The sequence below is a fragment of the Silvanigrella sp. genome (assembly GCF_044369315.1).
Taxonomy (GTDB): domain Bacteria; phylum Bdellovibrionota_B; class Oligoflexia; order Silvanigrellales; family Silvanigrellaceae; genus Silvanigrella.
On record NZ_JBIPMD010000063.1, the window covers coordinates 1 to 15,274 of the forward strand.

Consider the following 15,274-nt stretch of genomic DNA (forward strand, 5'->3'; position numbering starts at 1 on the left):
GATAGACTACGTACTATCTTAAACTGCGATCTCGTTTTTGTGAAAATCGATAAATTTGGACGATCTACCCACCATAATTTTGTATTAGAGGAAAGCTAATTTATGTTTAAAGCGCATCAATTTAAAACATTTTTTACGAGTTCTGCGGAATGCCTATGGGAACCCTCAAAAGATAAAATCCAATCTTCCAATTTAAATCAGTTTATAAAAGCTGTAAATTTAAAATTTAATTTAAATTTAAGTAATTTTGAAGAACTTTATCAGTGGTCTATTGGAGCAGATAATTTAAAAAATGTGGAAAATTTTTGGAGCTTTTTATGGGATTACACAAATATAAAATCATCTATAAAAGGAAATACAATAGCTGTAAATTTAACTTCATTTGAGAATGTTAAATGGTTTCCAGAAGCAAAGTTAAATTTTGCTGAAAATATTTTAAGAAAAAAGAATAACGATACTGCCCTTGTTTTCAAGGGTGAAAACATGGTTTTTCGTAAGTTAACATGGCATGAATTAAATCAAAATGTCTCAAAAATTCAGCAATTTTTCTTAAATAACAATATAAAATCAGAAGATCGAATTGCTTTATTTATTCCAAATATACCAGAAGCTATTGTTTTTCTTCTTGCGGCTTCAAGTATTGGTGCTATTTGCACTTTTTGTTCTCCTGATTTTGGGGTGCAAGGAATTGTTGATCGATTTAGCCAAGTAGAGCCTTCTGTTTTTATTTATTCAGATTATTATTTATACAATGGAAAAAAAATATCTAATATTGAAAAAGTAAATGATTCATTAAATAGGCTCCCCTCAATTAAAAAAATTATAGAGATATCTTATTTTTCTGAACAAAATAGTGAATTTTTACTTTCTAAAAATTTAAAAGAAAATTTTCGTTTTTACCATTCTATTTTGAATGAATATTCCAGCAAAGAAATTTCATTTAAACAATTGCCATTTAATCATCCCTTATACATTATGTACTCTTCTGGAACAACAGGTATTCCCAAATGTATTGTTCATGGGGCAGGTGGTACTTTATTACAACATTTAAAAGAACATCAATTACACTGTGATTTTAAATCTGGTGATAAAGTATTTTATTATACAACTTGTGGTTGGATGATGTGGCAATGGCTTGTATCCAGTTTAGCATCGGAATGCACTGTTTTACTTTATGATGGATCTCCTTTTTATCCATCACCAGATGTTTTATTTGAATATATTGATAAGGAACAAGCTCGATTTTTTGGGACTTCTGCCAAGTTTATTGATTCCATCCGAAAAATAAATTTAATCCCTAAAGAAAAATATTCTTTTCAATATTTAGATACGATAGGTTCTACGGGATCGCCTTTAGTTGCTGAAAGTTTTGATTATGTTTATTTAAATATAAAACAAAATATTTGTTTATCGTCTTTATCAGGTGGCACAGATATTATTTCCTGTTTTGTCCTTGGAAACCCTATCGGAAAAGTCTATCGAGGTGAAATTCAGTCATGTGGCTTAGGAATGAAAGTTGAAGTTTTTACAGATGAAGGCAAAAAGATTTATTCTGATAAAGGAGAGCTTGTCTGCTCTTTGCCATTTCCATCTCAGCCAATATATTTTTGGAATGACAAAGATAATTCTAAATATAAAGCAAGTTACTTTAATAAATATAAAAATGTTTGGCACCATGGTGATTGGATGGAAATAAATGATCATGGTGGTATTATTATTTATGGAAGATCCGACTCCACATTAAATCCTGGGGGAGTTCGAATTGGAACAGCAGAAATATATCGGCAAGTAGAACAATTTGACGAAATTATGGAATCTCTTGCTGTAGATCAAAAATGGGGCAATGATTCTCGAATTATTCTTTTTGTTAAAATGAAAGAAGGAAATATTTTAAATGATATCCTCATTCAAGATATAAAATTAAAACTAAAAATAAATTGTTCACCAAGACATATTCCTGCTAAAATTATTGCTGTACCTGATATTCCTAAAACAAAATCGGGTAAAATTGTAGAAATTGCAGTGAAAAATATTGTAAATAAAAATGAAGTAAAAAATAAAGAGTCCATGGCAAATCCAGATTCTTTAAGGTTTTTTGAGAATATTAATGAATTAACTATGGAATAAAAATGCAAATTGAAGAATCTCGTTTACCAATATTAATTTTGTTTCGTCATGGGCAGACAGATTATAATGCACAAAAACGATTTCAAGGCCAAATAAATTGCTCTCTTAATTTAAATGGTATTGAACAAGCGCATAAAACTGCTGAATATATTACGCAGTTGTTAAAATCCATTTTAACTAAAAATAGTGATTCTAAAATAGTAGAATGTTTAACATCTGATCTTCAAAGATCAAAAGAAACATCGCAAGTTGTAGAAAATATTATAAAAAAAGAGTTAAATATCGAGTTAAATTTTAAAGAAACAGAATCTTTTCGTGAATACCATTGCGGAGATTTAACAAATCATACCATTGATGAATATTCTGAAAAATATCCTAAAGTAATAGAAGATTATTTTAAAGAATATAAAGAAGATCCCTGGTATACAAAATTTCCGGGAAAAGAAGCTGAGTCCTGGCATATGGTCTCTAAAAGAATTTCAATTCATTTAAAAAAATTAAATGATAATTTTATTTTATTTGAGAATGCTCAAAATCAATTTTCAATTAAATCATTTGATAATACTTCAAACAATATCTATATCTGGTCTACCCATGGAGGAATCATCCGGAATTTGTTGTTACTGATGTCTGTTGATCAAGACAATGGAATTCAAACTTATGGAAATGGAGATGTTCTTCTTTTGAGACCTGTTATAAATTATAAAAATGAAAATAAATTAAATCAAAATAGACAAGAAGTCTTTCCTGGAACTCTATTTCCAGTAGAACAAGCTAAATTTTATGACTTTTATGTTGCTTGGGAAATTTTAAATCATTTCAAAGTTGGTGATTCCATAACCGCTTTAACAGACTTACAGTCACATTTAAAATAAAATTGCTATAAAGCGTCAAGAATTTATCCTCTAGGAATTTATTACATTCCATTCCTTTCCGAAATTTATAAAAGATTTATTTTTTTGGAGAGGCCTGTTTTGAATTGTTTTAAGGGATTTCTATATAAAATATCTATTATTTTTTTAATTTCCTTATCCTTAATTGACGATATTTCAAATGCGGCTGAGAAAAATTATTTAATTTATAATGTTAAAAAACATGATACCATATATAAAATTCTTAAGAAATATAAATTATTTCCTATTTTTGGAAAAAAAGGTTACTTAAAAAAGACTCTTGAACTAAACCCGAGCAAAAAAAAGACAAAAGGAAATTTAATATACCCAAGAGAAAAAATAAAGATTCCTATATATATTAATGGAAAATCAACAAAATTACCTACAAAAACAGTTCAACAAAAAAATGAAGACCTACAACCACAACCACCACCACCAGAAGTAAAACCAACAATTGAATTAAAATCTGAATTAGATTCAAGAGATGTAGTCTTGAATTGGGAGGTAAAAGATCAACAGCAAACCCTTAGTTTTGAAGTCCAAAGATCATTATTTAGTGCTACTCAATATAGAATTCTTTCACAAAATATCAATGCCAATGAATTTAAGGATACAGATTTGATTTTAAATAATACTTATTATTATATTGTAAATGGTGTTGATAATACTGGAAAAACAATAACCTCAAATGAAGTTTCAATATTATATAGCCCTATATTTTTTAAAAGTCTTACGGGTAAATTAAATGAAAAAAAAATAGAATTGAAATGGGAAGAATATGATAAAAAAAATAAAGTAACATATGAAGTTAAAAGAGCTATTATAAAAGATGAAGAGTATAAAATAATTGCAGAAAATTTAGAATCTCTTAACTTTACCGATGAATCTATTGCTCCAAATAAAATATATAACTATATTATTACGGTAAAGTCTTTAGGAGTTGAAATTGCAAATTCAAATGAAATAAGCGTCACCTCTTTTAAAGGTTTTGATATCCCATCTGCGTTTAAATATTCATTAGGCACTTCTTATTTATCTTATCATGAATATAATACTCAAAATAATACCGATGTTGTTTTAAATTCTTCTGTAAGTCCAAGTTTTGATTTTAAATACTCATTAGATTGGACAAAAGAATTTTTACATACACTTCATTAGGATTTATTTATATAGATTTATTAAATTCTTCTTTTTATAATATTTCCAATAATCCAAATTATTTATTTAATTTCCATTTGGGATTATTTTATAATTTTTATAAAAATTTATATGTTTCAGAAGACTTATATTTTTCACAAGATATCATTTATAAACCTTATAGCAATAATAATTCTTTACAAAAAATATTTACTGTAAATAATAAAATCTCTGGAGGGGTTTATTTTCTTAAGACAGATTCATTAAAAATTGCAACAGAAGCTGGTTATATTTTCACAATACCGTTTGGATACAATCCAATCAGTGTGGGAAATGGATATGAATTGTCTTTTAAAATAAACAAACAATTTTCCATTTTTGAATTCGGTAGTCGATTATATTATTTGAATAGAAATGTTAATATACCACAAGTAAGATCAAATATAAATGATTTTGGAATTGTTGGTGAATTTAGCGTTCCATTAAGTTTAGGTTATTAATATGAATTATAAGGAGGATTCATCTTGTTTAACAGAGAAATAAGATATATTAAATCCCTTATACTTCTTATAATTTCATTCTATTTATCTTCCAATTTGCATGCAGAAGAAATGTCTTCTACTGCTGCCCCTATAGAAACAGAAGAAATAGAATCAAAATTAGAAATAAACAATGAAAATGAAAATAGCCCTAATAGTAATCCCGAAAAAGAAATAAAAGAAGAGGATAAATCATTTCATTCATTCTATTTAGATGGTGAATTTCGCTATTTTTCTATATCTGGAACGGATCCGCTTTATAATGTCTCACAAAAGTTAACATTTAAAGCAGCTTCGCTAGAAGAAGTTGGTTTAATTCAAAATTGGCACCGAGATTTTAAATCCTATTTGGGAGTAAATTATTCTATTTTACAAGTTTCTAACTCCAATGCCGGAATTGCGATAAATAATACTGTTAATAGAGAAATTAATTTTGTTGCTGGTGCTAAATATCATCTTTTGTCTTTTTTATATCTACAAGCAGAATATAATTATGGTGGAATCCTTGTTTTTCGAGCTTTAAATGTTCAATCTGTTAAAATTGAAAGTATATTGATCTCTAAATTAAATATGGGGAGTGGAGTTACCTTTTTGAATTATTCTTCCTTTGGGTTACATGCTGAGGGAGCATATGCTATTATTATTCCTAATAACGATTCGAATTATGGTAACATTGGAGGTAATGGATTTGAAACAGCACTTCTTCTTACTTACCAAGGAAAAGATTGGGGTATAAAAAGTAAATTTTACTATAATTTGCTAAATTTAAATACAAGACCGATTAATTTAAAATATCAAGAATATGGGGTGCGACTCGGTTTTTATATTGATTTATAAATTGTTTACTTAAGGAGTATTAATCTTTCCAAACCAAGGGGTGCTCTTTTATTTTATCTGCTACTACAAATATCTCACCTGGTAATGGAGCCATGGCTTCACCATTTTCACTTCTTTTTGGGTATTTTGGAAATAAAATATACCCTGAATTTTTTGAAAATAATTCTTTGCCAAATTGATTAAAACCTAAGTTTGTTTTAGTCGTTATGGATTTAAAATTTATAATTCCTTCATTTAGTCTCATTTTAGGATGAAGAAAGGGCTCTCTGTGAACAATATTCAAAAATTCAAAATCTATATTTTTACGAGATAGTTTCATAATAGAAATATGGTTTAGAAATACTTTATCTAAACATTTTAAAGACCGTTTCATGATTTCATATGAAATAATCTCGGATTCTTTATGAAATCCTTTTTCACCTAATTCAATGGTTATACCTGCTTTATGAAGAGATCTTACAAATTCATCGGTGCACATGCCTGCAGAAGAAAAAGAAACTCCTTTCTTTCTTGTTACCAATGTATTTGCAACTCCAGCCGCTCTTGCCCAATAATAGCTTTGTTTATTCATTTCAAAAATATAGAAAGGTTTTAAACATGGCATAATGGTTTGATGAAAATCGAAATAAACATCTGCTTGTTTTAAAAGAGGCATGATTTCAAGAGCTCTTTTTCTTTCTTTATTTATTTCACCTTTATAATTATCACCAAAACTACGATTTAAATCGGATTCAACAAAACGTAGATTTTTATGGCATGCTTCAATATTCCCAAGAAAAAATGAAACTTTCCCATAGAATTTAATTTTATTTGTTAAAATTTGATCAATGCATTTTAAAATACCAGGTAAAGATCCAACTTCGTTGCCATGAACGAGAGAAGAAAAAATAATATGACCGTTATGTTTTCCCTTATTTATAGTAATAGAATAAGGAATTCCATTGCCATATTTTTTTTCATATTTTTGGAATTCATTTAAATAGTATTCGACTTTTTCTTGATATTTTTCCAAAATAAATCCCTTTTTCTTTAGTGTCTTAGAATAATCCAATTTTTAAACACAAATGAACATAAATTTGAATAACTAAAAGATCAATATGGAGTTCTTTCATTTAGAGGATTGACTTATAAAATAATCTTTATTATTGTCCTAATTGTTTTCTTTATTAAGTGAGGCTTTATTTTGCCAATTTATCTCTATGAACCAACTTTATGGTCTGAAAATGAAGAAGTAAAAGAATGTTGTTTTTTTGAAATAATTCAGTCATTTAAAGAAGAGTCTCTTCAAACTTGCCCTACATGTGGACATAAAATCCATCGCGCTGTTACTTCGTTCAGTGTAACAAATAAAACGAAGGACACCTCTTCAAATGAAAACGATTTATATCAAACTTTTCATAATAATAATGATTCCCCATCTGCAAAAGCAGCACAAATGGCAATGAGACATATTTGTAGGTCAGGATGTAGTCATTAAAATAAATTATTTCTCAAAAAACAGCACGGTTTTGGGTTTCTTTTGAACATCGCGAATGGATTGATCCCCTCTTGCAATGGCAATTGCTCTTGTTAACTTGCCTTTTTCAACTTCAAAAACCAGAACACCAATTTTTTGTAAAACCATAAAAATACCGAGTCCGGCTCCTGGTGTTCCTTCTTTAACGGCTTCTGTTTCTTTATACCCAACACCAAATCGAATGTATTTTGTAATGCCATCGCCCTGAAAAGTGCCAAATTTATCACAAACACTCATGACAAAACTAACGCCCTCAAAAAAGCAATTTAATTCTATGCTTTCTTCATCTTTTAAGGCAACAGGAACCGTTCGATCAATGTTGTTTCTTGTCGGACAAGCATCCCAAATGGCGTTCATTAAAAATTCATCAACAATATCACCTAAAATTTTAGAATAAGAATTCGATCCTGCAACAAGTTTGTCTTTATTTTTTTGAATTTCGCTGTGAAAAAAATCTGTTACCTTTGATTGTAGCTCCGATCTTTCTGAAGAATGCATTACTTTATGAGAAAATGTTGTAGGATTTGATAAATTTAGATTATGAATGAGTGGTTTACTTGCATTTGAATTATAAGTTATAATTTGCACTAAAATTGTTTTTAATAAATCAACATGAATAATTCCTATTAAGTATCGTATACTCTTCATTTCTTCTTTATATTTTTCAAAAAGAGAAAGATCTTTATCATTAGGCATAATAATAAAATTCGAGCTGATAAGATTTTTTGCTTTCGTAACAAAAAAAACAAAATCAATTGCATCAGATAAAATAAAATATTCCGTATCTTTTTTTATGCTTGAAATAATTTCGGTATTTAAGGAGTTATTACTCAGAGTCGTTGAGGTCGATTGACAGGCATGCTGAATTGCATCCAGCTGATTCTGGTTAATATTTTTCCTAAGATTTTCTGTTATATAAAAACAAAGTGAAGACATCATTGTCCTTATAATAATGATTTTATAAAATTCTTACTTTTTTTAACGTTTTGGTCAAAGAAATACGTCGGAATTCTGCTAGGAATATTTTTATACAAAAAGAAAGACCTGTTCTTCTTCAAAAATAAGGCTTGATGGTAAATCTTTCCCCATATATTTTAGGGGGCTTGATGTCTCTGATTTTTTGTTATAACAAAGACCCCCAAGAGTGATAAACTCTGTTTCTTTAAGTCTATCCCCATAAAAATACTCTAAATTACTTAAAGATTTTGTCAAATCTATATATCTCAAAATTTGTTTAATATGATCATTTTCTTTTTTACCTGTTTTGTAATCAATGACAAATAAGATAAGACTACTTGGTTTATATTGTTTTAAAGTAGTTTGAAATGGAAAATGACATTCCTCTTTTATGGAAAAAAAAGATTGAAAAGGCAACTTCAAAAAATTTTCAATAGTAAGAATTGCTAAAAAGTCTATGATATGTCTTGAAGTGTTTAAAAAATGATTTTTATCCTCTGTCTTTAACCAAATTTCAAACTCATGAAATACTTGTATTGAAGTGGATTCTATTAAATATTGTAAAGACTTTTTAGGGGCTTTTTTATTTTCTGCGGCAGCATGATATAATATTCCTTTATTTATAAGATCTCTACTCTTTTTGGCATTTTCTATTTTATTTCTTAAATTAGAATATTTTGTTAAACTGTTACTTTCTTTTAATTCTAAACTTTCCTTATTCGCTTCAACTTCAGTTTCACTTATTAAATTTTCTAAATTAGAATCTTCTAAAAAGGGATATTTATTTAAAAAGTAATCGAGAGAAAATAAGCTTTTAATAGAATGATTTTCTTTAGTAAAATGATCTATTTTAGCTTCATTTAAAATAATATTTTCTAAAAAATGAGGCCCATATTCATAATAAGAGATAAACTTATTTTCACTCAAATAGGGATTGGGATATGTTTCGTCATTTTGAAACCATGGCTCTGGTGGTGGTATTGCTTCGTTCGTTTTAGCTAGTTTTCCTTTTGGTTTTGGAAAACCTCTAAGGTTAAAATAATGATCTAAATATTTTAGAAAAATATCTTCTTCTAAATATTTTTGAAAAGGAAGAGGGTCTCGATGGGTTATTTTTCCTAAATCATCACGGATACCATCTTTTTTTAATCTTTTGGGTTGTAGCAAAATAAACGCATTTTCTGCTCGAGTAAATGCGGTATAAAAAACTCGTTGTCTCTCAAAATCTTGCTCGGCTTGTTTCCTTAACTCTGGAAAAAAGAAAGCACTTTTTACATCACCATTTGTCTTATATTCTATAAATGAGTCTGTATCTGAAAAATACTTGTTTTCAATGCGATGAACTACAGAAAGATTTTCAGTATCATCTTGAAGCCAAGTGATATCTAAAAATCTACCCGAATTAGAGCTTACAAATTTTCCTAAATTTTTGGCTCTTCCATGTTTTGGATAAAAAATAACATGTTTCCATTCTAATCCTTTTGCTTTATGCACGGTTTTTACTTCGAGTAGATTGTCTGTCTCTGTTGATTCACTTTCCCAAGAATCCAGTCGCCATTGAGAAAGTGCGGTAGGAAATAATGGAGTTGTATTTTTTTTCAGTATTGAATTGTCTAAGTTATTTTTAACTTTTTCTTCTAAAGATTCTCTAAAAGTGGGAGACTCTAATTTTTGAGCTAAGGCATAAGAAAATAAATCCATTCTTGCGCAAAATAAACTTGCTTGAGTTTTTGAATTTATATTTTTATGCATTTTTACAAACTGCCACCTTAATAACTGCCATGCTTTAAAAAAATTATCTTTCGCTATTATTTTATGTTCTTCAATTTTTTGGATCATTTCATTGTTAATAATTTTATTATTTTTTCGATGAAAAAAATAATTTTCAATTTCTGAATGACTCATAAAAGATAAAGGACTATGCAAAATATGATATATATCTAAATTATCTTCTTCATTTAAAAGAGATTTTGCAAGGGAAAGAGCAACTAAAAATTCTAAATTAGACTCAAGATCTTTTTCGTTTTTTGACATATACAAAACGGGAATAGAAGCTTTTTTTAAGGATTGGACAATTTTAAAAGCATCATTATTTTCTTCGCATAGAATAACCATATCTTTCCATTTTAAATCATTTATTTTTTGATAGTTCTTTATAAAAGAAACGTAACATTCTATAGAATATTTTTCTAATTTTAATTGATTATCTATTATGATACCATTCTGATTATTTGAAGTAAAACGATCTTCATTCAGTGAAGCTGTTACAATATGAATGTATTTTTCGTTATTAAAATTATTACTTGTTTTTCCTGGATCAAGGGCATTTTCTGGAGTATATTTTTTAATAGCCTCTTCATAAAAATAGGATTTTTTAAATTCATCGGGAAATTTAGGATTCTCCCATTGAAAGGCTAATTTTGAAAGATGGTTAATTTCATTTAATAAATCTGGATTAGAACGAAAGTTTTTCTTTAATTCAATGTGTTCCCAAGATTTATTATTTTTTAAATTTTGAAAAACATCAACACTTGCGTTTCGAAAACCGTATATACTTTGTTTCGGATCACCAACAACGACCATACGTCCATTGCATTCATGAACCATATTAAATAAAATATCATGTTGAATTTGGTTTGTATCTTGATATTCATCAACAATCAACTCTTGGAGTTGAATTGGTACATTATGTTTTAAGTTTTCTTTTAAAAATAAAGTTCTATCTGAATAGGTAAATTCACCTTTTATAATTCTTTTTTCATATTCTAAACGTGCGATACGATGAAATTCATGAATTAATATTTGTGTAGAAGGATGTATTTTTTTGGCGGCAATTCTCAATTCTTCTGAACTTGCAGCTAAAAAAGTAGCATCACATAAAGTTTTTAAAATAGAATCAAGTGTTCCTCTATTGTTATTAAAACCCTTTTTTAGAGCTCCAGATAATAAAAAATCAATTGTTAAAGATAACTGGTGGTCACTAAAATTATTTGTAATTAAATAATTTTGAATCGAATTGTATAGTTCATTACAAATTATTTCTTCATCAATAAGTTGTAAGCGTGGCGGCATTGAAAAAAGGTTTTTTCTTTTTTGACTCGATTCCCACCATGTAGGATAAATACAATTTACAAGTTCTGAAAAAAAACTATCTATTGTGGAGATATGTATAAAAGAAATGGCATCTGAGAGTTGATCTATTTGAGACAGTTCTTTTTCAACTCTTTCTTGAATTTGAGAAGCGGCATCTTTTGAAAATGTAACTATAAATAACTGCGATGGGCTTATATTTAATTTTTTATTTGATAATAACCATTTTGTTCGTTCTGTTAATACAGCTGTTTTGCCCGCACCTGCACCTGCTTCTATCAATAAATGTTGTTTTAAATCCAATTTATTAGGGTAAAAATGGATGCATTTATCTTGTTCTATGGTAAAATTTTTCATATTTATTACCTTTAAAATAACTCATAATAATCAAATTGTATTATTATCTATATTATCTTCATCGTTTTGTTTTTTTGATATAGAACATATTGCTTTAAAATCACAAAATTCACATGTATTTTTTTTGATGGGTTTGGGATAAAAATTACCAGATTTTAAGTTATTCGCATAAACTAAATATTCATTATAAAGTTTTTGATAATGAGTATTATCTTTTTTTAGTCCATCGCCACCAAATTCATAATTTAAGATAGGATTCGCTTTTTCATCTAAGTTTTTTAAATGATATAATGAAAATGACCTTATTTGATTTCGAAATAAATCTTCTTCATCTAATAGCTTTGTTTGAGACCAGGCTAAACAATATAATGCACCTTGAACACTCAATTTAGAGGTTTTCATTTCTATTAACTCTGATGGCAATAAAGAAAGTTTTTTTTCTGTTTTAGGAATATTTGAAGTTTTGTAATCAATAATTCTTAATCCAAATTGTGTAGCATCTATTCTATCAATTTTTCCAGAAAAAACAAGACCACCTAAGGAAAGAGATATTGGCCTTTCTCGTTCAATTCCTGTAAGTTTTTCTTCAATATCTTCAGCAAAATTTTTCTCTATTTGAAGAAAACGATAAAATGTTCTTTTTAATATTTCCCTTTCTTGAACAAGTATAAATTTAGATTTTTCATTATTTTTATTTATATCCCATAAATTTTCAATTGCTTCTATAGAAGCTTCTTTAAGAAATGCTTCAAATAAAAATCCGTGTTTCTCAATAGCATTACAAAATATTTTTATCCAATCCTTTTTATTATTACTCAAAAATATATTTTCATTACTTAAATTTAAGATAATATCACTATATATTGGAAGCATAATTCTACTATAATTACTATTACCTAATGTTGTAACAATTTTTGTTATAAATTGTTCAGCAATAAGATGCATTTTACTACCAATTTCTAAATGATCTGTTTTAAGAATAGTATTGTCATTTTGTCTAATACCTAAAACATCTTGCAATAAAAATTGAAGTGGACAATTAACATATTTTTCAAAACTTGTAATAGAAATTTTATAATTGCATTGAATTAAATGTTCATTCCAAATAGGAAAAATAACTTTATTATTTTCTACTTTTTGAGTTAATAATTCTATTAAATGACTTTCAATTGATTCGGGAAAAAGAATTCCAAATTTAAAAATATTTTTATTTGGAATTAAATATTTTGGAAAATTATTTAATTCTGAAGGATTCTCTAACCAAAATTCAAGAGGTATTCCAAGATTAGCAAGATTTTTCCAAAATCCTCGATACATAATTTCACTAGCTGGGAGATCAATTGAAATTCCTTGTTTTCTTAATATTGAAATTGCATTATTTAAAACTTTAACATGAAAACTTGATCCTGTGGGAGCATGAGCTCTGCCAATAGAAACTATTTTTTGGGGTAATTTATTTGTAGAAAAATAAGATAAAGCTTTTGGATATAAAGAAATAGGGTGTTGGATTCCAATTTGAATTTTTTCATTTTCAATAGATTTATAAAAGAGATGTTTTATAAATTCATCATTTTTTTGTTTGACATCTAAAGCATAAATTTTTCCAATTTCATTTAGTTTTTTTTCGTTCCCTATTAAAGATATTTGTTCAATGAATTTTTCAAATAAGTTTTCAATTTGAGGGAAAATTTCTTTTGCATCTGTAAAATTTGTATTATTTATTTCCCAATTAGATATCATTTGTTTTGTTATTTGATAATTACCAGCAGCATCGGGTTGTGATTCTTTAAATTTTCCAGGATCAAAGTCGGCCAAAATGCAAAACGTATTTTGATCATTTATTATATTTTTGGAATTTTCTGAATAACAATGTCTATTTTCTGATATAAAATAACTTATGTGATCGTGTTTAAGCTCAATTTCATTTTGAGCTTCTTTTAAAATTGTTCTGGAAGAAATAAATAAACTATTTATATTTAATATTTTTCGAGCCTTTAATATAGAGTTTTTAAATTCATCAACATAAAAACTTTGAAAGTTACCTGGTTTAATCGTATTTAATGAATTATAATCTTTTTTTAATTCGCTATTTATAGGTAATTCATTTAAAAGCTCAGGGGCTGAAATCCATAAAATATTTCCTTTCAAAAATTGGTATGGTAATACAATTTTATCGTTATATTCGGATAAATGATCAATAAAACTTCCCTGTAAATAGTCTTTGACCAAGCTTTGGAGTCTACTATAATTTGCTAATTCATAAGTTCCATACTGAAAACTTCCTAGTATTTGTCTTAAAGCTATTTCATTTATTTCTTGAACTGTTTTAATATTTTCTTTATTTTGTGTGCTGATTAAAAGTTTTGCAAAGCTAAAATCTTCAGGCCAATTTATATCGATTAAAGATAAAATTTGTTTTGCAATAGGTAGTGAATCATTGATATTATAACCATAGAATTTTAAAATATTTTCAATCAAAAGATCTTGATTTATGACATCAAGATAAGGTAAAGAAATAAATTTAGGAATTTCATTTTTTAATTTTATTGAAGATGTAGAGGATAATGAAGCACAAAAATTTCGAGCAAGATTGTCCAGAGTATACATTGAAATTCCAAAAAAAGATTTTGTATTTGTTCTATTATCAAATAGTCTTTTTTCAATTTCAAACAAAACTTGATTTCGAATTGTGACTAAATCTTCTTTTCTTTCACATATAATAGACCATTGCGTATTTAAATCATTTTTATATTGTTTTAAAAACTCATCTACAAATAGTTGTAATGCTTTATGATTGCAAAGGAACATCGAATTTTCAAAATATTCTTTTTTCAATTTTATAGCCCTAAATAAGAGTTTTATATTGCTTTAGAAACGAAATTCTTTCTAATACATCCCTTGGTGATTGAATACAAAATGCACCATTTTTTATGAGCTCAATAGCACCCAAGCTATTGGCCTGATTAACAGCTCCAGGAAGTGCACCAACATCAATACCAAATTCGGCAGCTGCGTTTGCCGTAATTAAGCTCCCACTTGTAACTGCAGCCTCTATGACTAAAACAAAATGAGCAATAGCAGCAATAGAAAGATTTCTTCTTGGAAAATTCCATTTTTGCGGTTTTTCAAAAGAATTAAATTCACTCATAATTAAACCATTTGTGGAATTTGATATTTTTTGAAAAAGGCATAAATTAGAAGAAGGGTATAAATGTCTTATTCCACTACCTATAATTGCACAAGTAGAACCATATTCGTAGCCCACTGCATTTGCAATGGCATCGATTCCTATTGCGCCACCTGATAAAATAGTACAGCCCGCTAAAGCGAGTTCTTTACTAAAATATAGAGCCTGTTGTCTTCCATAATAAGTTGGTTTTCTTGAACCAATAATAGCAACAATAGGTTTTGATAAAATTTTAGGATTTCCTAAATATTGAAAGGCAAGTAAAGAGGGATGTTGTAGTTTTTTTGTAGAATAGATTCAAGATAAAAACGATCTATGAATTCATTATTTATCGAAGTTTCTTTTCTTTTTAAGTCATTATAAAAATTTAATAGGTCATATTTATTATCTATCTTGCATTTGTCTAAAATTTCTGAAAATTTTAAATTACATGTATCCTTTTTATTAGTAAGATATGTTGTTACTTTTTTAATTTCATTGTTTTTAAGTTTAGTTTGAAGCAGCCAGAGTGATCTTCCCCCAATTTTATAGACACAATTAACCGACCTTTTTCATTGGTCTAGTTATTTCAAATATAACTGGAGACAGATATCCATTCGACGAATGCTTTCTAACACGATTGTAGTAAACTTCA

The 15,274-nt window shown here is 27.6% G+C and carries 11 protein-coding genes; 6 read left to right on the forward strand and 5 right to left on the reverse strand.

The features are described from left to right. The first annotated feature begins 102 nt into the window (after positions 1–102). From ACIQ56_RS07230 to ACIQ56_RS07250, 5 genes are all read left to right on the forward strand, one after another. Positions 103–2,127: an acetoacetate--CoA ligase gene (locus ACIQ56_RS07230; protein ID WP_397600399.1), complete on the forward strand. Its 2,025-nt coding sequence runs from the start codon at positions 103–105 to the stop codon at positions 2,125–2,127. Positions 2,128–2,129: 2 nt separating this feature from the next. Next, on the forward strand, positions 2,130–3,002 hold the full coding sequence (locus ACIQ56_RS07235) for a histidine phosphatase family protein (RefSeq protein WP_397600400.1): 873 nt from the start codon (positions 2,130–2,132) through the stop codon (positions 3,000–3,002). Between the two features lie 99 nt (positions 3,003–3,101). After that, positions 3,102–4,178, forward strand: coding sequence for a fibronectin type III domain-containing protein (locus ACIQ56_RS07240; protein ID WP_397600401.1), 1,077 nt, complete (start codon positions 3,102–3,104; stop codon positions 4,176–4,178). Beyond that, a complete protein-coding gene (locus ACIQ56_RS07245) occupies positions 4,145–4,657 on the forward strand; it encodes a hypothetical protein (protein ID WP_397600402.1) in 513 nt (170 codons plus the stop codon). Before ACIQ56_RS07240 ends, ACIQ56_RS07245 begins: the two co-directional genes overlap by 34 nt. A gap of 24 nt (positions 4,658–4,681) precedes the next feature. Continuing rightward, the gene (locus tag ACIQ56_RS07250) at positions 4,682–5,533 is read left to right on the forward strand and encodes a hypothetical protein (protein WP_397600403.1); all 852 of its coding nucleotides are present in this window, start codon (positions 4,682–4,684) and stop codon (positions 5,531–5,533) included. A 19-nt stretch (positions 5,534–5,552) separates the two neighbouring features. Here ACIQ56_RS07250 and ACIQ56_RS07255 read toward each other — a convergent pair whose 3' ends face one another. After that, a complete protein-coding gene (locus ACIQ56_RS07255) occupies positions 5,553–6,545 on the reverse strand; it encodes a succinylglutamate desuccinylase/aspartoacylase family protein (RefSeq protein WP_397600404.1) in 993 nt (330 codons plus the stop codon). A 171-nt stretch (positions 6,546–6,716) separates the two neighbouring features. Here ACIQ56_RS07255 and ACIQ56_RS07260 point away from each other — a divergent pair, with 171 nt between their 5' ends. Beyond that, on the forward strand, positions 6,717–7,010 hold the full coding sequence (locus tag ACIQ56_RS07260; RefSeq protein WP_397600405.1) for a hypothetical protein: 294 nt from the start codon (positions 6,717–6,719) through the stop codon (positions 7,008–7,010). A 6-nt stretch (positions 7,011–7,016) separates the two neighbouring features. Here ACIQ56_RS07260 and ACIQ56_RS07265 read toward each other — a convergent pair whose 3' ends face one another. The 4 genes from ACIQ56_RS07265 to ACIQ56_RS07280 all read right to left on the reverse strand — a co-directional run bounded on the left by ACIQ56_RS07265 (position 7,017) and on the right by ACIQ56_RS07280 (position 14,937). Next, entirely contained in the window at positions 7,017–7,988 is a 972-nt protein-coding gene (locus ACIQ56_RS07265; protein WP_397600406.1) for a hypothetical protein, read from the reverse strand. Between the two features lie 87 nt (positions 7,989–8,075). Continuing rightward, positions 8,076–11,453: a UvrD-helicase domain-containing protein gene (locus ACIQ56_RS07270; RefSeq protein WP_397600407.1), complete on the reverse strand. Its 3,378-nt coding sequence runs from the start codon at positions 11,451–11,453 to the stop codon at positions 8,076–8,078. A 30-nt stretch (positions 11,454–11,483) separates the two neighbouring features. Continuing rightward, complete coding sequence (locus ACIQ56_RS07275) at positions 11,484–14,288, reverse strand: PD-(D/E)XK nuclease family protein (protein WP_397600408.1); 2,805 nt, start codon at positions 14,286–14,288, stop codon at positions 11,484–11,486. Positions 14,289–14,298: 10 nt separating this feature from the next. Further along, positions 14,299–14,937: a DNA-processing protein DprA gene (locus tag ACIQ56_RS07280; protein ID WP_397600409.1), complete on the reverse strand. Its 639-nt coding sequence runs from the start codon at positions 14,935–14,937 to the stop codon at positions 14,299–14,301. Between the last annotated feature and the right edge of the window lie 337 nt (positions 14,938–15,274).

What these genes read in the sequence shown, in the direction of transcription:
- ACIQ56_RS07230 (WP_397600399.1), top strand. Translation starts at nt 103, where the DNA reads ATGTTTAAAGCGCATCAATTTAAAACATTTTTTACGAGTTCTGCGGAA.
- ACIQ56_RS07235 (WP_397600400.1), top strand. Translation starts at nt 2,130, where the DNA reads ATGCAAATTGAAGAATCTCGTTTACCAATATTAATTTTGTTTCGTCAT.
- ACIQ56_RS07265 (WP_397600406.1), bottom strand. Translation starts at nt 7,988, where the DNA reads ATGATGTCTTCACTTTGTTTTTATATAACAGAAAATCTTAGGAAAAAT.
- ACIQ56_RS07270 (WP_397600407.1), bottom strand. Translation starts at nt 11,453, where the DNA reads ATGAAAAATTTTACCATAGAACAAGATAAATGCATCCATTTTTACCCT.